The organism is Flavisericum labens, from assembly GCF_045446075.1.
Lineage (GTDB): Bacteria > Bacteroidota > Bacteroidia > Flavobacteriales > Flavobacteriaceae > Flavisericum > Flavisericum labens.
Window position 1 is genome coordinate 309,865 of the sequence record NZ_JBJJBQ010000002.1, and the last position, 21,025, is coordinate 330,889.

22 protein-coding genes are annotated in these 21,025 nt (G+C 36.9%); 13 read left to right on the plus strand and 9 right to left on the minus strand.

The features are described from left to right. Nucleotides 1–16 precede the first annotated feature (16 nt). From moaCB to ACIEHO_RS05060, 9 genes are all read right to left on the minus strand, one after another. Nucleotides 17–928 (minus strand): bifunctional molybdenum cofactor biosynthesis protein MoaC/MoaB, encoded by a 912-nt coding sequence (gene moaCB, locus ACIEHO_RS05020; protein WP_406969292.1) that lies wholly within the window; start codon nucleotides 926–928, stop codon nucleotides 17–19. 114 nt (nucleotides 929–1,042) lie between these two features. Next, the gene (locus ACIEHO_RS05025) at nucleotides 1,043–1,306 is read right to left on the minus strand and encodes a four helix bundle protein (RefSeq protein WP_406969294.1); all 264 of its coding nucleotides are present in this window, start codon (nucleotides 1,304–1,306) and stop codon (nucleotides 1,043–1,045) included. A 26-nt stretch (nucleotides 1,307–1,332) separates the two neighbouring features. Further along, complete coding sequence (locus ACIEHO_RS05030; protein ID WP_406969296.1) at nucleotides 1,333–1,776, minus strand: molybdenum cofactor biosynthesis protein MoaE; 444 nt, start codon at nucleotides 1,774–1,776, stop codon at nucleotides 1,333–1,335. A gap of 16 nt (nucleotides 1,777–1,792) precedes the next feature. After that, a complete protein-coding gene (gene moeB, locus ACIEHO_RS05035) occupies nucleotides 1,793–2,869 on the minus strand; it encodes a molybdopterin-synthase adenylyltransferase MoeB (RefSeq protein WP_406969298.1) in 1,077 nt (358 codons plus the stop codon). A gap of 38 nt (nucleotides 2,870–2,907) precedes the next feature. Continuing rightward, the gene (locus tag ACIEHO_RS05040) at nucleotides 2,908–3,141 is read right to left on the minus strand and encodes a MoaD/ThiS family protein (protein WP_406969300.1); all 234 of its coding nucleotides are present in this window, start codon (nucleotides 3,139–3,141) and stop codon (nucleotides 2,908–2,910) included. Continuing rightward, nucleotides 3,125–3,709, minus strand: coding sequence for a molybdenum cofactor guanylyltransferase (mobA, locus tag ACIEHO_RS05045; protein ID WP_406969302.1), 585 nt, complete (start codon nucleotides 3,707–3,709; stop codon nucleotides 3,125–3,127). Before mobA ends, ACIEHO_RS05040 begins: the two co-directional genes overlap by 17 nt. Then, complete coding sequence (locus tag ACIEHO_RS05050; RefSeq protein ID WP_406969304.1) at nucleotides 3,710–4,450, minus strand: sulfite exporter TauE/SafE family protein; 741 nt, start codon at nucleotides 4,448–4,450, stop codon at nucleotides 3,710–3,712. It lies immediately after the preceding gene. 2 nt (nucleotides 4,451–4,452) lie between these two features. Continuing rightward, nucleotides 4,453–4,791: a winged helix-turn-helix domain-containing protein gene (locus ACIEHO_RS05055; protein WP_406969306.1), complete on the minus strand. Its 339-nt coding sequence runs from the start codon at nucleotides 4,789–4,791 to the stop codon at nucleotides 4,453–4,455. 10 nt (nucleotides 4,792–4,801) lie between these two features. After that, nucleotides 4,802–5,980 carry a molybdopterin molybdotransferase MoeA gene (locus ACIEHO_RS05060; protein ID WP_406969308.1) on the minus strand — a complete coding sequence of 393 codons (1,179 nt, stop codon included), beginning with the start codon at nucleotides 5,978–5,980 and terminating at the stop codon, nucleotides 4,802–4,804. 222 nt (nucleotides 5,981–6,202) lie between these two features. On the opposite strand from ACIEHO_RS05060, the gene ACIEHO_RS05065 reads away from it, so the two are divergent. The 13 genes from ACIEHO_RS05065 to ACIEHO_RS05125 all read left to right on the plus strand — a co-directional run. Then, complete coding sequence (locus ACIEHO_RS05065; RefSeq protein ID WP_406969310.1) at nucleotides 6,203–6,961, plus strand: Crp/Fnr family transcriptional regulator; 759 nt, start codon at nucleotides 6,203–6,205, stop codon at nucleotides 6,959–6,961. Nucleotides 6,962–7,228: 267 nt separating this feature from the next. Then, nucleotides 7,229–7,642 (plus strand): globin family protein, encoded by a 414-nt coding sequence (locus ACIEHO_RS05070; protein WP_406969312.1) that lies wholly within the window; start codon nucleotides 7,229–7,231, stop codon nucleotides 7,640–7,642. Nucleotides 7,643–7,661: 19 nt separating this feature from the next. Continuing rightward, nucleotides 7,662–8,471: a c-type heme family protein gene (locus ACIEHO_RS05075; protein ID WP_406969314.1), complete on the plus strand. Its 810-nt coding sequence runs from the start codon at nucleotides 7,662–7,664 to the stop codon at nucleotides 8,469–8,471. 53 nt (nucleotides 8,472–8,524) lie between these two features. After that, a complete protein-coding gene (locus tag ACIEHO_RS05080; protein WP_406969316.1) occupies nucleotides 8,525–9,004 on the plus strand; it encodes a hypothetical protein in 480 nt (159 codons plus the stop codon). Between the two features lie 9 nt (nucleotides 9,005–9,013). Continuing rightward, a complete protein-coding gene (locus tag ACIEHO_RS05085; protein WP_406969318.1) occupies nucleotides 9,014–10,042 on the plus strand; it encodes a 2Fe-2S iron-sulfur cluster-binding protein in 1,029 nt (342 codons plus the stop codon). 11 nt (nucleotides 10,043–10,053) lie between these two features. Continuing rightward, a complete protein-coding gene (locus tag ACIEHO_RS05090; RefSeq protein ID WP_406969320.1) occupies nucleotides 10,054–10,761 on the plus strand; it encodes a cytochrome c3 family protein in 708 nt (235 codons plus the stop codon). A 356-nt stretch (nucleotides 10,762–11,117) separates the two neighbouring features. Beyond that, complete coding sequence (locus tag ACIEHO_RS05095) at nucleotides 11,118–12,512, plus strand: CmpA/NrtA family ABC transporter substrate-binding protein (protein WP_406969322.1); 1,395 nt, start codon at nucleotides 11,118–11,120, stop codon at nucleotides 12,510–12,512. Nucleotides 12,513–12,552: 40 nt separating this feature from the next. Beyond that, complete coding sequence (locus ACIEHO_RS05100) at nucleotides 12,553–13,659, plus strand: ABC transporter permease (protein WP_406969324.1); 1,107 nt, start codon at nucleotides 12,553–12,555, stop codon at nucleotides 13,657–13,659. 31 nt (nucleotides 13,660–13,690) lie between these two features. After that, nucleotides 13,691–14,527 (plus strand): ABC transporter ATP-binding protein, encoded by an 837-nt coding sequence (locus tag ACIEHO_RS05105; protein ID WP_406969325.1) that lies wholly within the window; start codon nucleotides 13,691–13,693, stop codon nucleotides 14,525–14,527. 12 nt (nucleotides 14,528–14,539) lie between these two features. Next, nucleotides 14,540–15,367: an ABC transporter ATP-binding protein gene (locus ACIEHO_RS05110; RefSeq protein ID WP_406969327.1), complete on the plus strand. Its 828-nt coding sequence runs from the start codon at nucleotides 14,540–14,542 to the stop codon at nucleotides 15,365–15,367. A gap of 137 nt (nucleotides 15,368–15,504) precedes the next feature. Continuing rightward, nucleotides 15,505–16,788 (plus strand): alginate export family protein, encoded by a 1,284-nt coding sequence (locus ACIEHO_RS05115; protein ID WP_406969329.1) that lies wholly within the window; start codon nucleotides 15,505–15,507, stop codon nucleotides 16,786–16,788. A gap of 706 nt (nucleotides 16,789–17,494) precedes the next feature. Continuing rightward, entirely contained in the window at nucleotides 17,495–19,030 is a 1,536-nt protein-coding gene (locus ACIEHO_RS05120) for a YifB family Mg chelatase-like AAA ATPase (protein ID WP_406969331.1), read from the plus strand. A 360-nt stretch (nucleotides 19,031–19,390) separates the two neighbouring features. Then, nucleotides 19,391–21,025: immunoglobulin domain-containing protein (locus tag ACIEHO_RS05125; protein ID WP_456237549.1), on the plus strand; the 1,635-nt coding region annotated here is incomplete at its 3' end.

A 21,025-nucleotide genomic window follows, 5' to 3' on the forward strand; every position in this document is an offset into this window, starting at 1 on the left:
TCCTCGAATAAACATTTTAATCGTGTCTCGCTCCTTTTAAAATTCTAAAAACATGTAAAACCGATGGGAAAATAGCGTCCATCGATTCTTTGGCGCCGGTGGTTGAGCCTGGCAAAGCGAGTAACAATGTGTTTCCCATAGTACCAGCTATACTTCGAGAAAGCATCGCGTAAGGCGTTCGTTCTTGACCGTAATTTCGAATGGCTTCTTCAATACCAGGAATGCGTCTGTCCAACAAAGGTATTAAAGCTTCTGGGGTAACATCTCTGCCTGAAAGCCCTGTACCACCGGTATAAATGACCATGTCTATGCCTTGTGATTCGTAATTTTTTGCTTTTTCTGTGATGATTTCTTTTTCATCGGGAATAATTACATATTCTGAAATTTCAACGTTGCATTCCTCTAGTTTTTTAATGATAGCCTTTCCAGCTTTGTCTTCTTTATTGCCCGCCGAAATGGTGTCACTACAAACCACAACCGCTGCTTTTAAATCTCTTCTGAAATTATCCTTAAAATCAGATTTTCCACCTCTTTTGTTCAGTAATTTGATGCTGTGTATTTCAATGCCTTTATCAATAGGTTTTAGCATATCGTACATATTCAATGCTACAACGCTGGCACCATGCATAGCTTCGACTTCAACGCCAGTTTTGTAAATGGTTTTTACGGTGAAAAGTATGGTTATTTCCAATCCGTTAATTTCGTATTCAACACCCGTAAATTCAATAGGTAAAGGATGGCAGTCTGGTAAAATATCCGGAGTGCGTTTTACACCCAGTAGGCCAGCGGCTTTGCTCATGGCAAATACATTGCCTTTTGGCACTGCATCATTTTTAATAGCCTCGATAGTTTCGGCTTTACTTACTTTAACTAAAGCTTGCGCCACTGCGATTCTTAATGTTGTATTTTTATGTGTAATGTCGACCATTCCGATTGATTATTTATTATTGAAAATTGATTGTTTTTTGCTTGCTGTTTTTCTTGAAGCCATAAAGATGGCAGTTAATTCGCGTGATTCTTTTAGAAGAATATTTACTTTATCTTATTGAATTAAATTTTCATCCATAGCAAATTCTAGCCAAAAGTTTGATTCATCCACTTCTTCAATAACAATACTTATTTTAGCAATAAAACTCGGCTTTGATTGTGCAATACAAGTAGCTCTGTAATTTGCAGCGACTGATGTAGAACACCTGATTAACTGACCTTTTATATGGTTGGCTAAATAGGAATTTTGAAAATAGCTAGTTAATTTTATGCAATAATGTGCAAATACTTTGGTTCTTGTCTTGAGTGTTTCTTTCATAATAATCAATAATAATTAGTCAATAATCAATTATTAACTTTCCACTGATGTGAGTTGTCCTCAAAAACTTCCTTTCCAAAAACAGGAACATGGGCTTTTATTTCTTCAACGATATATTCCAAGGCTTCGAAAACCACTTTTCGTCTGGGTGAAGACACAAATACAAACAGGCAAATTTCACCCGCCTTCACGGTTCCCAAACTGTGGTAAATATGCATACAGGTCATATCGAATTTTTCAAAAGCAGCTTCTCTAATCTCATAGAATTTTTGGTTCGCCATTTCTTCGTAAGCGGTATATTCTATGGCTGTAACCGTTTTTCCGTTAATATTATCGGCGCGTACTTGTCCCAAAAAAATGTTATGGGCGCCAATGCTGGTTTTGGTTTGGTGCTTGGCTATAGATTCTCCAATAAACTCTGAAGAAATCGCTCCTGCCTTAAATACGTTTTTTGGTTTTTTAGCGGACATGAGTTGTGGTTTTATGTTATTTTTCTAAATAGTTTTTTATTTCTGAAGCGCCTTCTTTTATGCTAAAACAATTTTCGATTTTCAAAGTTTTCAACATTGAAACGGCTTTTTTACTTCTAATACCCGATTGGCAAAAAAAGGCTTTTTCTTTTTTTGAATCCATCAGGTCAAGATTCTTTTCTAACTGACTTAACGGAATGTAGGTAACTTCCAAACGTTCAATTTTAGGCAACTCGTGTGGCTCTCTAATATCTATAAACTGAATGTTTTCTTTTTCAAGAATGGCTTCAAAGGAAACTTTTGAGAAATTATATTCGCAATCTTCATTTATTATTTTCTTTTTATTAAAGTTGGCTTTCACATTTAGTACTTTTTGAATTTCACCTTTTGATTTGTTGATTTTCAAAATGGAAGATTGCACTGTTAATGCATTGTAGCAAAGCAACTTTCCAGAAAGTGGATTGCCAATTCCTAAAATGATTTTTAATACTTCATTAGCTTGCATACTACCAATAATTCCGGGCAGAACACCTAAAACGCCAATTTCTGAACAGTTTGGTACAGTACCTTTTTTTGGTGGAGTTGGAAACAAACACCGGTAACTTGGTCCGTTCTGATAATTGAACACGGAAACCTGTCCTTCAAATTTAAAAATCGCACCAAATACCAAAGGTTTATTGGTTATGATGGAGGCATCGTTTACCAAATAACGGGTCTCAAAATTATCGGAGCCATCAACTATGATGTCGTAATTTTCAAATAGTTCAATCGCATTTTGGTAGGTTAATTTTTCTGTGTAAGCGTTAATTAAAATTTCTGGGTTTAGGTCTTCCAGTCGTTTTTTTGCAGCGCTAGCCTTATATTCTCCAAGGGATGATGTTCCGAATAAAGTTTGGCGCTGAAGATTCGACAATTCTACAACATCAAAATCAATAATACCCAAAGTGCCCACACCAGCCGCAGCCAAATACTGTAAAATAGGACATCCAAGCCCACCAGCTCCAATAACCAAAATTTTAGCATTGGAAATTTTGTCTTGCCCAGCTTTACCGATTTCTGATAAAATGATATGTCTGTTGTATCTGTTCACCATTGTTGAATTGTTAATTTGTTGAATCGTTTAAACAAAAATTATCCACCAGAAAACGGAGGCAAAAGTGCAATTTCCGGTCCTATTAATTCTGTATTTGTGTTCACTAACTCTTGGTTTTGTGCCACCTGAAAATCTTTGTTTTGTAATAATTCATATTTTGAATGAAGGGTTTCTAAAAGATCAGAAACTAAGGTTCCTGAAAACTCCAAGTGCTCTTCGTCTTGCCGGGTAATCTCAGCAATTTGTCCGAAATATTTAATGGTTATTTTCATTTTCAAGTTGTTTTAGTTCTTCTTTTGTGTTTACATTCATTACAGCTTGTTGTTCGTTAATATTTAGCGGAATAGTCCTAACTTTAAAGTTTGAAACCGCCACTTGCAATCGCCTTTCGTTGGTTTGTAAAAGTTCATAAAACCTGTTGGCACAAGCTTTCTTATAAAGCGCAACCAAAGGCATGGTTTTGCCGTTGCTTTCTATTTGGGTAATTTCAGTTTTTTCATCAGTGGCATCAATCAATTTCTTTAGCACTTCGGAAGTAATCCGCGGTATATCACAACTTAATACCAAATTATATGCTGTTTTCGACTGTTTCAACCCAGAATAAATGCCTGAAACTGGTCCAGCGTCTTCTACTTGGTCGGTTATGCGTTTCAATCCAAAAACATCGTATTCCTTGTGGTCTGAAACAATAATGATTTCAGAAGTTAACGGTTTTAAGGCATTTATACTATGCTTAACAAAGGGTTCGCCATCGTAAATTAGAAAACCTTTGTCCGTGCCCATTCTAGAGCTTTTTCCGCCCGCTAAAATAATACCAGTTATGTTGCTCTTGTAAATCATTTAAGTAAAAACTAATTTGATGCATGCAATTATTAAAACACACGCCAAAATATACCTTAGGTTTTGGTTATTTATTTTTTTGCTTCCATAATAGCCGCCTAAAACACCGCCAATTAAGGCGATGGCCACTAAGATGAACGATTCTTTTTCTAAACTTACTCCGCTACTAAGTTGCCCTATTAATCCCGCAGCAGAATTCACCCAAATAAATAATGCTGATACAGCAGCAGCTTCCTTCATTTTGCCCCAATGCAAGAGCAAAATTATTGGAGTTAGAATGATGCCGCCACCAATACCAATTAATCCAGAAAAGAAGCCGATGATGCTCCCAACTAAAAGCCCTTGCCAAAGTTTTATGTCTTTTATGGTTTGACTTTCCTTGCCAAAAACATTAAGCATTTTAAGAATGGCGAACACTAATAAGGCTGCTAATATTTTTTTGTAAACTGGTGCCTCGATTTCAAGAGTTCCCCCAATAAATGCAAATGGGACGGAAGCTATGGCGAAATAAAAAAACAGCTTTTTGTTGAAAAAGCCACTCCTAAAATAATAGTAAAATGAAATGCCGGCTACAAACAAATTAAGCAGAAGAGCCGTGGGTTTCATGGTTTCTGGAGCAAACGAAAATAAAGCCATTAATGCCAAGTAGCCACTAGCGCCCCCGTGCCCGACACTGGAATATAAAAACGCCACAATGGGAAGTATAAGTAAAAATAAATAGGTGTTTTCTACTTGTAGCATAATTACATGTCTTTAATTTTTTCTAGTTGCTTATCTAAAAACGCCCAACAGTTTTTGTTGATGTCATCAAAAGCCGTTATAAGCGATTGACCATATTCTGTGAGTTCTGCACCTCCACCACCTTTTCCGCCAATACTATTGATAGTTACTGGTTCTTTCGCTGATTTATTAACTGAATCTAAAAGTTGCCATGCCTTTTTGTAAGATAGATTGAGTGATTTAGCAGCCTTTGATAGCGACCCTGTTTCTTCAATGGCCTTTAAAAGTTGTACACGCCCTTCTCCTAAAAGTACGTGGCCGTTGGCTTCAATCCATATTCTACTTTTAATTTTATAGTTCATGATTTAATCTTTAAACAGGTAATAAAATAACATCCAAAATATCGCCAATCTTAATCTGTGTCTTGTCTTCTGGCATGAAAACTATCGCATTGGAAAGTGCAAAGGTTTGTAACATGGAAGAACTTTGTCCTTCTAAAATTTCTACTTCTCCATTATTAAAAATAGCTTTTAGAAATTGTGGTCGGTCACCTTTTTTATGAAAACTTGAAACAGATGTAGCTTTAGCCCCAGACAATTCAATAGCCTCTCTGTTCATCATAAGTTGTAAAGCCATATAAGTATAGATATAAAAACAGGTCAGGGCAGCCGCTGGATTTCCGGGCAACGCGAAAATTAACGTATTGTCTTTTTTTCCGAAGTATAAAGGTTTTCCTGGTTTTTGTTTTACTTTATAAAAAATCTCTTTGACCCCCAATTCGTTAAGTGCTTTTCCAACAAAATCATAATCACCAACGGAAATACCACCTGTAGCAATTACTAAGTCACTTTTATTTATTACCGTTTGAAGCTTTTCGACAGTCTTCTTGTAATCGTCTTCTATTTTATGAAAGGTAATGTCGTAAAATTTTAATTGGTACAACGCATTTTGAAGCATCGTAGCATTGCTTTCATATATTTTGCCATATGGTAGTGGTTGCCCGGCTTCAATGAGTTCATTACCTGTTGTGACTATTGAAATAGAAGGCTTTTTGTAAACAGAAACCTCTGTAATGCCAAGTGAAGCTAGGTAGCCTATCGCTGCCGGGGTAAGTTTCGTACCTTTTTTTAAGGCAATGCTTCCTTTTTTAACCTGCTCGCCTTGCGGACGGATATTGATATCCTGGTCAATGTGGTGCTCAATTCTTATTTTTGAATTGGTTAATTCCACTTTCTCCTGCATCACTACGGCGTTGGCCGATTTGGGTACAGCAGCTCCAGTAAAAATCCTAACGGTTTCACCAGGTTCTAAAATAGGATGGTAGTTATCGCCAGCTTTTATTTCTCCAATTAAGTCGTATTCTAATTTGGTGTGTAAGTTTAAGGCATAACCATCCATGGCAGATTGTCTGAATGGGGGCATATCAATAGGAGAAATAACATCTTTACACAAAACATAACCACCAGATTTTTCCAAAGGTTTTGTAACTTCCCTTAAAAGAGGTTTGGAATGTTTTTTTACATATTGGACAGCTTCCCTAATCGAAATCATTTTGTTACTCGTTATGTCTTTGCAAATATAACGAATTACTGCTATTTGAATGTCTTTCCATAAATGAAAATTTGGAAATTTGATGATATTGTAAAATTCTCATAAATGAATTTTCATATTAATAATACGTATTAAAATAATTCAATAAGTAATAAAAATAAGTATTTTATGTATTTGAATACGTATTAATACTTATATTTGAGCAAATAAATTAGATATTTTTTGCAAACCGCTTATTTAAATACCGTTTCTACAACTGCCCGAAAGCGTACTTCTTATGATGTGTCTTGTGGTGTTTGTGAAAATCACGACTGTTTGATAAAAAGAAACTTAAATTCTCTAGATAACAATAAGCACCCTGTTGAGAAAAACAATTTGCGTTGTAAAAAGGGGCAGCAGTTTATTATTGAAGGTGCCCCTGTAAATGGTTTATTCTTTGTCTTAAAAGGTAAAGTAAAAGTTTTTAGGACAGGAATTAATGGTAGGGAGCAAATTGTACGTTTTGCAAAAGAAGGTGAAATAATTGGGCATAGAGGCTTCGGAACTGAAGAATATTATTCGATTGGAGCAGTAGCTCTTGAAGATACAGTGTTGTGTTATTTTTCAAAAGTCCAATTACAGAATTCGCTGCAAAACAATCCAAGGTTTGCATATGACTTAATGTTATTTTATGCCAATGAATTGAATAGGAGTGAGTCAAAAGTAAAGTCCATCTCCCAGATGACGGTTAGAGAGCGCGTAATAGACACCTTACTATATATCAATAGAAAGTTTGGTAATAACAAAGGGTTTTTAGACGTTTCATTAAGTAGACGCGAATATGCTGAATATGCTGGGACAACTGAGGAACAGGTTATCCGTATGTTCTCGGCCTTAAAAAAAGAAAACCTTATTATAACAAAAGGAAAGAAAATAGGTATTAACGATATTCAACTTCTTAAAAGTGAGATTAGCGAACATAACTTTTATTTAGACAGCTAAGTAGTATATATATATACTCAAATTTTTAAGTTAATTTTTCTTTAAACCATACGTAGTTTACGTATGGTTTTTTTGTTTTATGGTGTTGAAACCCATTAAAAAGTAACGTTTATAGTGAAAACCTGTGTTTTGGCAGTCCTTAGTATGTCTAAAAGATTGTTTGATACTGTATTATTTCATACTTAGTTAACAGGACATCTTTTAATTTTACCACCGATTAAGTATTAATACTTAAATCTAAAAATCACAAATTAAAACATTATAACCATGGAACAGAAAACTATTGCCTTAGTGCAAGATTCATTCGAAAAAGTTAAGCCTATTGCGCCTACCGCTGCAGAAATATTTTACTCGAAATTGTTTGAACTAGACCCTAAATTAAAACCATTATTTCCAAGTGGAGAGGAAGCAATGAAAACCCAGGGTAATAAGCTTATGACTATGCTAGCAGCAGCCGTGGCTGGGTTGAGTAATTTGGATGCTTTAATACCAGTATTACAAGATTTAGGAAAACGGCATGTTGCTTACAAGGTAGAGCCTTCTCATTATGACACTGTTGGTGCTGCCTTGCTAGGAACGTTAGAAGCTGGCTTGGGAGATGATTTTACGCCAGAGGTTAAAGGAGCTTGGACTAGCGTTTATGGTACAATGTCTAGTGTAATGATAGAGGCGTCTTACTAATAATTTAAAAACTAATACGATGAAATATTTATTCAACATATCAATAATATTAAGTGCAATTGTTTTAAATTCCTGTGGGGGTGTTCCAGAGGAAAAATCAGGGACGGCAGCTACCGAAAATGTATTTTCTGTGGCAGAAGTTCTGGAAATGGTCGCCAAGGAAAATGATGTAACCCGAACACTATATACAAAAGCCATTGTGGGCAAGGGAAAAGCGCAAGGCATGAAGTTTGACGAAGATTGGAGGAAAGATGATGTTGAGGCCGGCCCGCTGCCAGCATTGTTTTTGAGAGGAGTTGCAACAAGTATAAGAAAAAGTCCGGTGCCATTGGGCTTGTATTTGGGGTCTGATTTTCCAGTAAACGCTGCCAATAAGTTTGAGGGAAAACAGGCCGATTTATTTAGTAAAATTAAAAAGGACCAAAAGCCTCAATTCTTCTATGACGAAGAGCAAGAGTTGCATACTGCTATGTTTGCTGATCTTGCCAGTGCAGGGGCGTGTGTGTCCTGTCATAATAAACATCCACAAACCACTAAATCAGATTGGGTACTGGGAGATGTGATGGGTGCAACTACATGGCAATACCCAAAAGATTCGTTATCTTATAAAGAAACGGTGGACGTTTTGAGTTCTTATGCTAAAGGAACGGTAGATATTTATCTAGAATATTTAGATGAAGTGGCGAAGTTTGAAGAGAGCGAAAAACCTGAAATAGGAGATAAATGGCCTGCAGAAGGTAAATATTTGCCAACGGCAGAAGTTTTTCTTGATAGTGTCAAGAAACTGTCATCTTACGAAACAATGAAACACCTTGTGGCAGTTAAATAATATAGTCTCTTTAATTTTTATCCTTAAAAGCACACATCTCCAAGTATTTAATTATGGTATTCAGTAATAAATCTACATTGGTAGGGTTGGTATTGCTTACGGCATTCTTTTTACAGTTTTTTTTAAACCTGCACTGGAACTGGTTGTTTGAACTTCAGCAAGATGAAATGTATAAGCGTTGGTCCGGATTGGGTTTAGCATTGTTTATAATATTTCAATGGGCTTTAACTTTCACCAGGGTAGTTAAAAAATTGCGAAAGCATGCCATGTCTATGCAAACTATTCATAAATGGTTAGGTGCCGTTAGTCCTTTGTTGTTCTATATTCATAGCATGTCGTTAGGCTACGGGTACTTATTGCTGTTATCATATGTATTTTTTGCTAATACATTTTTGGGGTACTTCAATCTAGATGTCGTAAAAAATAATAGTGACGCTTTATTTAAAGGTTGGATGATTATGCATGTTGCTCTGTCAATAATTGTATCAATAATGCTGGTGTTCCATGTGGCAATTGTGTTTTATTATAAATAGGTTCTGAATATGAAATTGAAAGTGAAAAATGTAATTGAAGAGACAAAAGATGCGGTAAGTATCTGTTTTAATAATGGAAACTTCTTCAAGAAAATTAAATACAAACCTGGTCAATTTTTAACAATCCATGTGCCAATTGATGGTGTGGTGCATAAGCGTGCGTATTCTTTCAGTAGTAACCCGTTTACTGATAGGAATTTAAAAATAACGATAAAGCGCGTTGAAAAAGGGCTGGTTTCAAACTATGTCCATGACCATATTAGAGAAGGAGATAGGCTTGTTGTAGATGATCCTGCCGGTTCATTTATTGTAGAGCCAAACAAAAGGGTAGGTAGGCAATATGTTTTGTTTGCAGGAGGGAGTGGGGTTACTCCAATATTTTCAATTTTAAAGGCTGTCTTATCAGAAGAATTCGGTTCAAACATATTGTTAATCTATGCGAATCAAAATATGGACTCTATTATTTTTCATGATGAAATTAAATCGTTGGAAAATAATTATCCTGATAGATTTTCAGTAGAGCATATAATTTCATCTATTAAAGCAGATAAAGGTAACTACCATTATGGCTTAGCCACCAAAGGATTAATAGATGCTATTTTTAAAAAGCACAATTTAAGTTATGAAGATTATCATTATATGATTTGTGGTCCTTTTGGCTATATGGACAGCATAAAGAATATTTTGAGGGAAAATGGTATATCTCGAGATAAAATAATGGTTGAAGTGTTTAATCCAGCTACGGTTAAATTGACAGGGAAAAACTTGGTAAGTGATGTTACCCTAAGTTTTGAAGGAAAAAAGCATCAGTTTAAAGTGCGTAGAGACAAATCCATCTTGCAAGAGGCCATGTCAGGAAATGTAGTAATCCCTTATTCGTGTAGGTCGGGGATGTGTTCAACATGTAAGGCTAAATGTGTTGAAGGTGAGGTTAAAATGATAGATGGTCATTTTCTTCCAGAAAGTGAGGTGGAGAATGGAGCGATACTTACTTGTGTTAGTTATCCGATTAGCGAAAAGGTGGTGTTGGAAATATAATTATTATTTAAATGTTTAAGATTAGTCCGTTACGAAAAAGGCAATTTTTAGGAGGAATCCTAGGCGTAGTTGTGGGTGTTGCAATATTTTATGTATTAACATTAGATGCAACAGAACAATATGTTTCAATTGGTCCAATGAACACAGGGCATCAAGATTTATCTTGTTTTGCTTGTCATGCCGACGCTAAAGGCAATTTGGTGCAGCAAGTGCAATCTAATATATCGCATGCTTTTGGTGTGAGAAAAGATGGGGTTGATTTTGGAACTCAAGACGTGACTGTAGATAATTGTTTGCAATGTCATGATAGGCCAAATGATAGGCACCCAACCTATCGGTTTTCTGAGCCAAGGTTTAAAGATGCTATAAGTAATATTGATGCTACAACCTGTATTACGTGCCATACCGAACATAAAGAAGAACGTGTTTCTGTAGCTTCTATTGATTATTGTATGAATTGTCATGAAGATTTAGAAATTGATAATGACCCGCTAGATGTTTCTCATAAAGAATTAATTGCAAAAGATGAATGGTTTACATGCATCCAATGTCATGATTTTCATGGTAATCATAAGTATGATGTTCCTGTAAAAATATCAGATACTATACCTATGCAATCTATTCAGCATTATTTTGATGGAGGAAAGGATCCATATGGAACTGACAAAAAATACATTGCTCTATCCCAAAAGGAGTGGTTGGAAAATCTGAATAAATAAGATAAAGAATTCTCTTCAATTACTGAATCTTACTTAAAGTTGGGTTTATTTATGGCTTTTATTTTTCTTAAAATAAAAAACTACGTAGTAAACTTCGGTTATAAATGAAGTTTTTACGTATTTTAAAATATTTCATAAAAAAAACATACGTAAAATACGTATGTTTTTTCTATGCTTTATCCATTTTAAGTTGTTGTTAATGAGTGCATTATTCGGAAGACATGTTTTTTCGCAGTTTTGGTTGTGTTGTAAAAAGAGGTGTTTACATGGGCAATGTCATAGAGCAGAAGATTAACTACGTATATCTTTGTCAAAAAATAAGTATTACTACTTAATTAAAACAAAAAACAATAATTATGAAATCTCTACTTAAAAGAACGACTTGGATTTTACCCGTAGCCATCTTGCTATTTGCTTGCGGTGGTAAGGAAAAAAAGAAAGACATAGCTGAAACAGTTGTGGCTGAAACTTCAAAAACTAAAACATTAGACATAGAAAAACCACAATTAACTTTCGGGTTTATCAAATTAACCGATATGGCTCCTTTAGCTATTGCAAAGGAAAAAGGCTTCTTTGAAGATGAAGGCTTGTTTGTTTCAGTTGAAGCGCAATCAAATTGGAAAAATGTACTTGACCGTGTTATTGATGGTCAATTGGATGGTTCGCACATGTTAGCCGGTCAGCCTATTGCAGCTGGAGCAGGTTTTGGTCGCCAGGCGGAATTGGTAACTCCTTTTTCAATGGACTTAAATGGAAATGGGATTACCGTTTCAAACGATGTGTGGTCTAAAATGAAACCTAATGTACCTAAGGATGCTGAAGGGAAGCCAGTACACCCAATAAAAGCTGATGCTTTAAAACCTGTAATTACAGAATATAAAAACAGTGGTAAAGCCTTTAAAATGGGCATGGTGTTCCCGGTTTCAACACACAACTACGAAATCAGGTATTGGTTAGCTGCAGCTGGGATCCACCCAGGTATGTACACAGCAGAAAATGTTCAAGGACAAATTGATGCCGAAGTTTTATTATCGGTAACACCTCCACCACAAATGCCAGCAACACTAGAGGCAGGTACTATTTACGGTTACTGTGTAGGTGAACCATGGAACCAGCAAGCTGTATTTAAAGGTATAGGAGTGCCTGTAACAACAAACTACGATATCTGGAAAAACAACCCTGAAAAAGTATTCGTTATGACCAAAAAGTTTGTAGAGGAGAACCCTAATACAGCAGTAGCTGTTACCAAAGCTTTGATTAGGGCCGGTAAATGGTTAGACGAGCCAGAAAACAGACCTGAGGCTGTAAAAATTCTATCGATGTCTCAATATGTTGGTGCTGATGAAGCTGTTTTGGCAAACTCTATGACCGGAACATTTGAATTCGAAAAAGGTGATAAGCGTGAGATGCCAGACTTCAATGTATTTTACAAGTACAACGCTACATATCCATTTTACTCTGATGGTATTTGGTTCTTAACACAAATGAGAAGATGGGGACAAATTCCTGAGTCTAAACCAGCAGAATGGTATTCAGAAACCATTAATGATATTTACAGACCAGATATTTGGAAAAAAGCGGCTAAGCTTTTAGTTGAAGAAGGTCATATTCCACAAAAAGATATACCAACAACAGACGGCTACAAAGCACCAACTTCAGATTTTATCGATGGTACCACTTACGACGCCAAAGACCCTATTTCATACATCAACAGTTTTAAAATAGGAAACAAAGAGAAAGCCGTACAATAATCAATAGATTAAATTACAGATTTAGTAAACAAGAGGAGTTATGAAGCAAAGTTTAACATTAGGAAAAGTAACCAAATTTATGGGATTGGGTTTTTTAACCACATTAAAAGATTTATTTACTGGGAAGTTAGGAAAGGAAGATTTTAAAAATGTCTTACGAAAAGTGTTCGTGCCAATTGCTTCCATTCTATTATTTATTGGTCTGTGGCATTTAGGAGCAAGGACGCTTTATAATATCGAGGCAGACTATAAAATTGAAAAAGCTCTAACTGATCAAGGGCCTGAGGCCGCCGAAGCCATGCGTCAATGTATAGCTAATGGTGAGGTGAGCTGCCAGCCGAATACGTTACCGTCTCCTGCACAAGTTTGGGAGTCGTATCAATCACTTTTAAGAGATCATAGAATTATTAGCGCAGATAAAGCGGCGTTTGTTGAAAAAACCGCCGCTTTAAATGCCAAACGTATTGCAGAAGGAAAAGATGCCATTACTTATACAGGAAGGCCTTCTTTTGTCGATCAAATATTCACCAGTTTAAAAACAGTATTTGCAGGGTTTCTTTTAGCCTTGATTATTGCCGTACCCATTGGTGTTATTATTGGACTGAGTAAAACATTGCGCAGTTCGGTAAACTGGTTGATTCAAATTTTTAAACCCGTATCCCCCGTAGTTTGGTTGTTGTTGGTGTTTATGATAGTTAAGACAATGACCAAAGATTCAAATTCTGATAGCGCATTTATCATATCGTTCATCAGTGTGGGGCTTTGTTCCATGTGGGCAACCTTGGTTAATACGGCCATGGGTGTGGCATCAGTAGATAAGGATTATATCAATGTAGCCAAAGTGCTAAAATTGGGACCATTTCAAAAAGTATTCAAAGTGATTTTGCCATCGTCATTACCATTAATATTTACAGGTTTACGTATTACACTGTCTGTAGCATGGATGGTTTTGATAGCCATTGAGCTTTTGGCACAAAGTCCCGGTTTAGGGTCTTTTGTTTGGGAAGAATTCCAGAATGGTGCGATAGATTCCAATTCTAAAATTATTGTAGCCATGTTCGTGATTGGCGGTATTGGTTTCCTATTGGACAGACTGATGCTAACCGTTCAAAATATGGTGTCTTTTAATAAAAATGAAGGTATATAAAACGGATTGACTAATCTAAAAGCAATTTAAAATGGCATACTTAGAGTTAAAAAACGTTTACAAATCTTATGATAATGACACCGAAGTGTTGTCTAATATCAACCTATCTATCGAAGAGGGCGAGTTTGTAGCCATAGTTGGTTTCACCGGAAGTGGAAAAACCACTTTGGTAAACTTGATAAATGGTTTGTTGGCCCCTACTGAAGGAGAGGTTTTGTTTAAAGGGCAACCTGTAACGGGCACTAGCCATGAGCGTGGGGTGATTTTCCAGAATTACTCACTACTCCCTTGGTTAACCGTTGGGCAAAACGTATACATGGCCATAAAAGAAGCCTTTCCAAAGAAAAGTAAGAAAGAATTGAACGCTATAGTAGCCGACTATGTTGATATGGTAGGTCTTACACCAGCGATAAACAAGCGCCCAAAAGAATTATCGGGTGGTATGCGTCAGCGTGTGGCAGTTGCCAGAGCGTTGTCTATGAAACCAGAGATGATTATTATGGACGAGCCATTAGGGGCATTGGATGCGTTAACCCGTGGAAATCTTCAAGATGAAATTTTAAATATCTGGGGAAAAGATAAGCGTACGGCATTGTTGATTACCAACGACGTGGATGAGGGTATTTACATGGCCGATCGTATTATTCCGTTACGTCCGGGGCCAAATGCTACTTTAGGTCCGGAGTTCAAAATAGATATTGACCGTCCACGAGATAAAACAGAAATGAATGATAACATCAACTTCAAGAAAACGAGAAATGCCATTATTGAATATTTAATGGATATTGGCAACGAACGAAAGTCTGAAGCGCAAGAAGTTTATGAGCTTCCAGATTTGGCTCCGAAGGATTTTGTTAATCAATTTTAAAAAACGGAACAGATGAATATTTTAACTAAAAATAGAGCAGTCAATCTAACTGATAATGGGCTTTTTCCGGAATCTGAAGTGATGTTGGATTTGCATAATCTTAAAAAGGTTTATCCAACACCTAAAGGTGATTATACCGTATTGGAAAACTTAAACCTTCAAATTAAAAAAGAGGAATTCGTTACCATAATTGGACACTCTGGTTGTGGCAAGACCACCATGCTTTCCATGATAGCTGGGCTTAACGAAATTTCAGGAGGAAACATTTCCGTATTGGGAAAACATATAAAAGGCCCAGGGCCAGACAGAGGTGTTATTTTTCAGTCGCCAAGTTTAATGCCTTGGATGACATCGCTTCAAAATGTCATGCTTGGTATAAATCAAGTGTTTCCAGATGCTTCAAAAGTACAGCGTACCGATGTGGCTAAATATTACCTTCAAAAAGTAGGCCTGGAAGATGCCTTTCATAAAAAAGCGTCAGACCTATCGCAAGGTATGCAACAGCGTGTTGGAATCGCTCGTGCCTTTGCCATTAAGCCTAAGGTGTTATTACTGGATGAACCCTTCGGAATGTTGGATTCCTTAACAAGGGGTGAACTTCAGGATATCCTTATTGAAATTTGGAACAAAGAAAAAATAACCGCGGTTATGATTACTCACGATGTTGATGAAGCCATCTTTTTGGCCGACCGTGTGGTGATGATGACCAGTGGTCCAAGGGCTAAAATAGGTGATGTTATAGATATTGATTTTAAAAGACCTAGAACTAGAAAAGCTGTATTAGAACATGACGATTATTATAAATACAGAAAACATTTAATAGACTTTTTGGAACATTAAAAGGTCTTTAAGCAAGTTAGGCTTTAAGTATGTAGTCATGACGTTTACAATGAAAATATTCATACTTGAAACTCCTAACTTTCTAAAAATTAATTAATAGAAACTCAAAAACAATTCAACTTTAAAACAAGAAAACGATGAAAAAACAATTTGTAATAATAGGTCTGTTGCTAGGGTGTTTACAATTTGCACAAGCACAATTTACTTTAGATGGCGAATTTAGGCCACGCACAGAATACCGAAATGGATTTGGCAGCCTCATTCCAGAAGCCGCCGAACCAGGATTTGGTATTTCAACACGTGCCCGACTAAATGCTGGTTACAGCACAGAGTCTTATAAAGTCTTTTTAAGCTTTCAGGATATTATGGTTTGGGGTGAAAACAGACAGATTTTGCCTTACGACCTAAACAATTCATTTGCAGTATTTCAGGCTTGGGCAGAACTTAATTTAGGGTCGGGTTGGTCCACTAAATTAGGACGTCAGGTACTGTCGTATGATGATCAAAGAATCCTTGGGGGTTTAGACTGGGCGCAACAAGGGCGTAACCATGATGCTGCTCTGTTAAAGTACAAAAAGGATAAATTTGCGCTAGACGTGGCTTTTGCCTTTAATCAAGACTACTCACACCCTACAGGATTTATATCGGCGGGAAATGCGTACAACACTTCTGGATTCTTTTCCTATAAGACCATGCAAATGGCGCATTTAAGCCAAGCTTGGGAAAGTTTTTCAGGAAGTCTATTACTTATGAATAATGGATTCCAAAATACGGGTTCTGGCTTGGGCGATGTAGCTAATTTGCAAACTATCGGTGCGCATTTAAAGTATTCGAAAGGTGATTTTTCCTTAACGGGTAATGCTTATTTGCAAACAGGTGAAGCGATTTATGGAACATCTTACAAAGACGTAAAAGGCGCATACTTAGCTAGTTTAGATTTAGGTTTTAGGGCATCGTCAAAAGTAGCCTTGGGTGCCGGGGTTGAAATTATAAGCGGTAATGACGAAACCGACCCTGCCAATACCGGTGCATTCTTCCCTTTATACGGAACAAACCATAAATTCAATGGTTTCATGGATTATTTCTACGTAGGAAATCATGCAAATAGTATTGGGTTGGTGGATGTTCACGTAAGTGCCAACTTTAAATTAGGAGAAAAATCTAGCCTTTTGGTTAAGGCCTTAAACTTTAGTGGCGACCAAGAATTGCCAAGTGGTGAAAAATCTTTAGGGACAGAACTTGATTTGGTGTTCAAAAAGGCATTTAAAGGTTATGCTTTAGTGTTGGGTTATTCGCATATGTTCCCAAGCGATGGTATGTATGAGCTAAAAGGAGTTGCTGAAAGTGCCGCTGCAGATTCGCAAAACTGGGGCTGGGCCATGTTAGTGATTAAACCAAAATTCTTAAACGGATCCAACTAAAAAATTCATTTATATATAAAGGATTGGAAAAATAATTTTCATTTTAATGTTATTAGTTTGATTTTCCAATTTAATCGGAGTCCCGCCTTTGGCGGGATTCTTTTTTGGTGATTTTAAAAGAGGCTTAAAAGTAATAATTCTGTTTCGTGTGTAAAACAATAAGTTAATATTCAGTTTTAAACATTCAATGTTTTTATTGTAAATCAAAATATTATATAATAACATAAGTGATTGAAAAACAAATTCTTGCATTAGTTATTTTGGAGGTTTTAACTTCAAATACGGTGCCTGAATGTTAATAAGTTTGTTTCGAACTATAATCTTTTAGTTTTATCTTTGAAGTGTAGGTATCTACAAATAAAAAAGCACCCATTATTGAGTGCTTGTAATTTTTTTACTGGAAAAAGTTGCTCTTACAATATTCAATAACTTTAGTGGTGTCCAAAGCTACTAAAAGAATGTTCAAAGTGTTTCCGATTAGGTGTCCAAAGTCTAATCTCCTATTTAAACGTCAATGTTCGTACTATTGGCGTTTTTTTGTATTATGCATACAAATATAATTGATTTGTGCATCATTGTAGAACAAATTTGAATATTTAACACGAAGTTTTTTTTCTTTATTAAGAAAGAAATTATGGCAATCTTCTTAGTTTGACTTTGCAGTATTTCAAATACATTTCCTACATTTAGGCAGTAAACAAATTATATGCTTAAAAAAATTTTTGGAAGCGCCGTTTTTGGCGTTGAAGCTACAACCATTACGGTTGAGGTAAATGTAGATGCAGGTATTGGCTACCATTTAGTTGGACTGCCAGATAACGCAATAAAAGAAAGTAATTATCGTATTGCTGCTGCTCTGCAAAATAATGGCTATAAAATCCCCGGTAAAAAGATTACCATCAACATGGCACCTGCCGATTTACGAAAGGAGGGAAGTGCTTACGACCTCACTTTGGCCATTGGAATATTGGCTGCGTCCAAACAGATAGAAGCCGAAAACCTTGAGAAATATTTAATTATGGGTGAATTGTCCCTTGATGGTAGTTTACAGCCCATAAAAGGTGCATTGCCTATTGCGGTAAAGGCTAGGGAAGAAGGTTTTAAAGGTTTCATTCTACCCAAGGTGAATGCCAAAGAAGCTGCCATAGTTGATAATTTAGAAGTTTACGGCATTGAAAATATCAAGGAAGTCATCAATTATTTTGATAATGGAGAAGCCTTAGAACAAACCATAATCAACACCCGTGAAGAGTTTAATAAAAGTTTGGATTTCCCTGAGTTTGATTTTAGCGATGTAAAAGGGCAGGAGGGTATTAAGCGTTGTATGGAAATTGCGGCTGCTGGAGGGCATAATATTATTTTAATCGGCCCACCGGGAGCAGGAAAAACCATGTTAGCCAAACGATTGCCAAGTATTTTGCCACCTATGACACTTCATGAGGCTCTGGAAACCACAAAAATACATTCGGTTGTCGGGCGTGTAAAAGATACTGGCTTGATGGCACAACGACCGTTTAGGAGTCCACACCATACCATTTCAAATGTGGCGCTTGTTGGCGGAGGTAGTTTTCCGCAGCCGGGTGAGATTTCCTTATCGCACAATGGCGTCTTGTTTTTAGACGAATTGCCCGAATTTAAACGCGATGTTTTGGAAGTGTTGCGACAACCTTTGGAGGATAGAGAAGTTACCATTTCGAGAGCGAAATTTACGGTAACCTATCCGTCGTCATTTATGTTGGTGGCGAGTATGAACCCGAGTCCGGGTGGTTATTTTAACGACCCCAATGCCCCAGTAACCTCTAGTCCTGCTGAAATGCAACGCTATTTAAGTAAAATTTCAGGGCCATTATTGGATAGAATCGATATTCACATTGAAGTCACGCCGGTGCCTTTTGAAAAATTATCGGAAGACCGAAAAAGTGAATCCTCAGTTGAAATCAGAAAGCGAGTTACCAAAGCTAGGGAAATTCAAACCGAACGTTTTAAAGAAAGTGATACTGTGCATTACAATGCACAAATGAATACGAAGCAAATCAGGAAGCATTGTGTTTTGGATGAAGGGTCTAAACAGTTGCTTAAAACAGCCATGGAACGATTGAATTTGTCCGCCAGAGCTTATGACCGGATTTTAAAAGTGTCCAGAACGATAGCGGACTTAGAAGGAGTAGAAGAAGTTAATGGTTCACACATTAGTGAAGCCATTCAATACAGAAGTTTGGATAGAGAAGGTTGGTTGGGGTAGTATTCCCAGGTGTGATAGAGCTTTTTTTTAAAGTATTTAACTGTTCTTTGGCGTCATGGACAAAAGTTCATAACGGGAATGGGTTCAGGTTTTTGGAGTTTCTATTATTTCAAACTGGTTCCAAAATATTTAGTGATTGATGTTTTATTAAAATAGATAAATATTAGGTAAATAAAACCATCGAGCAATTGTAAGTGCTGTATGCTAAATTGTTTGTAGCCTGCCTATAAATGTTTTTTGTGGTTATAATGATGTATTTGGTCTATAGCCTTTTTTCAAGACTGAACAAATTTATATATTTACTAAATAATTGACGCAATAGTAATTCATCACTTTTAGTCATTTATAAAAATTTGAATTATGAAAAAACCCCCCATGTCATTAACTGGTCTTAGTTATATAGTTCTTTTTGTATTGCATACTAATCTGTATGGCAGTAGCATAGCTAAGGAAAATAGCATACATAGTAACGAGAGTGTGATAGCCAAGAGTATAAAGGAAGAGTTAGTTTATTCTTCTGATTTTAAAATACTTCCTCCGCCAGCACCAGTGGTAAATTCGCCCATTTATTTGTGCCAAAACAGTTCTGCGTCGCCTTTAACGGCAACGGCCTTAAGTGGGCATACGTTGATTTGGTATGGCACAGCCTCAACTGGAGGAACGCCATCTTCTATTGCTCCAACACCTTCAACAAGTACCGTAGGGTCGACTACTTATTATGTTAGCCAAACCGATGGACTCGAGGAAAGCCCAAGAGCCTCTATAGTGGTAAATGTAGTTGCTGATACTGGGGGAGCAATTTTGAATTTGAGATGTGACCCATCCCAAATTGCGCCAGCAGACAGGGATAGTTCTGTGTTTTTTGATTGGTCTAATAATCCCTTGAATCCTATTAATCTTTATACTTATACTTATACTATTCAAGGAGGAGCTCCTGTTACGGGAACAACGGGACCCTCAAATCTTCAAGTTTTTGGAATGCAACCAGGGCAAAGTGCAACTATAACCTTGTCTTATACAAGATATCCTTGTGTTCCTTCTGAAACTCTTACTTGTACCATACCATGTGGTACAGCAACCGTGAGCCCCGATTTTCTAATGATCCCTCCAATTTGTACAGGGTCACCAGCTCCCATTTTACAGCCTACTTCACCTAATGGAATTTCAGGAACTTGGTCGCCAGCAGTCGTGAGCAATACCGTAAGCGGTAGTTATGTGTTTACCCCGGATCCTATTTTGTTTCCCTGTGCTACAACGCAAACCTTGGATGTAACTGTATTGCCTTTGGCTACTCCGGTTTTTAGCGGGATTCCATCTACCGTTTGTCAGGGGGATACAGCCCCTTTACCAACAAGTTCAAATAACTCATTGCCTATTACAGGGACGTGGACACCTTCGGTGGTGGATACCTCGGTTTTAGGGTCTTCAGATTATACATTTAATCCTGACCCAGGTCAATGTACTTCTATGACGCCTACAACCGTTACAATAACGGTAATACCAAACAATGTTACACCAACATTTGCTCAAGTAGGTCCAATATGTTCAGGGGATACCTTAACAGCTCTGCCAACCGTTTCCAATGAAGGTATTACAGGTAGTTGGTCGCCAGCTTTGAATAATACAGCAACAACAACATATACTTTTACGCCCAATCCAAATCAGTGTGCTTTAAGTACGACTATGACTATAACGGTAAACCCTATAGTAAGTCCGACATTTACTCAAGTAGCCCCGATATGTTCAGGGGATGCCTTGGCGGCTCTGCCAACCGCTTCCAATGAAGGTATTACAGGTGTGTGGTCGCCAGCTTTGAATAATACAGAAACAACAATATATACTTTTACGCCCAATCCAAATCAGTGTGCTTTAAGTGCGACTATGACTATAACGGTAAACCCTATTGTAAGCCCGACATTTGCTCAAGTAGGTCCAATATGTTCAGGAGATAGTTTGACAGCTCTGCCAACCACTTCCAATGAAGGTATTACAGGT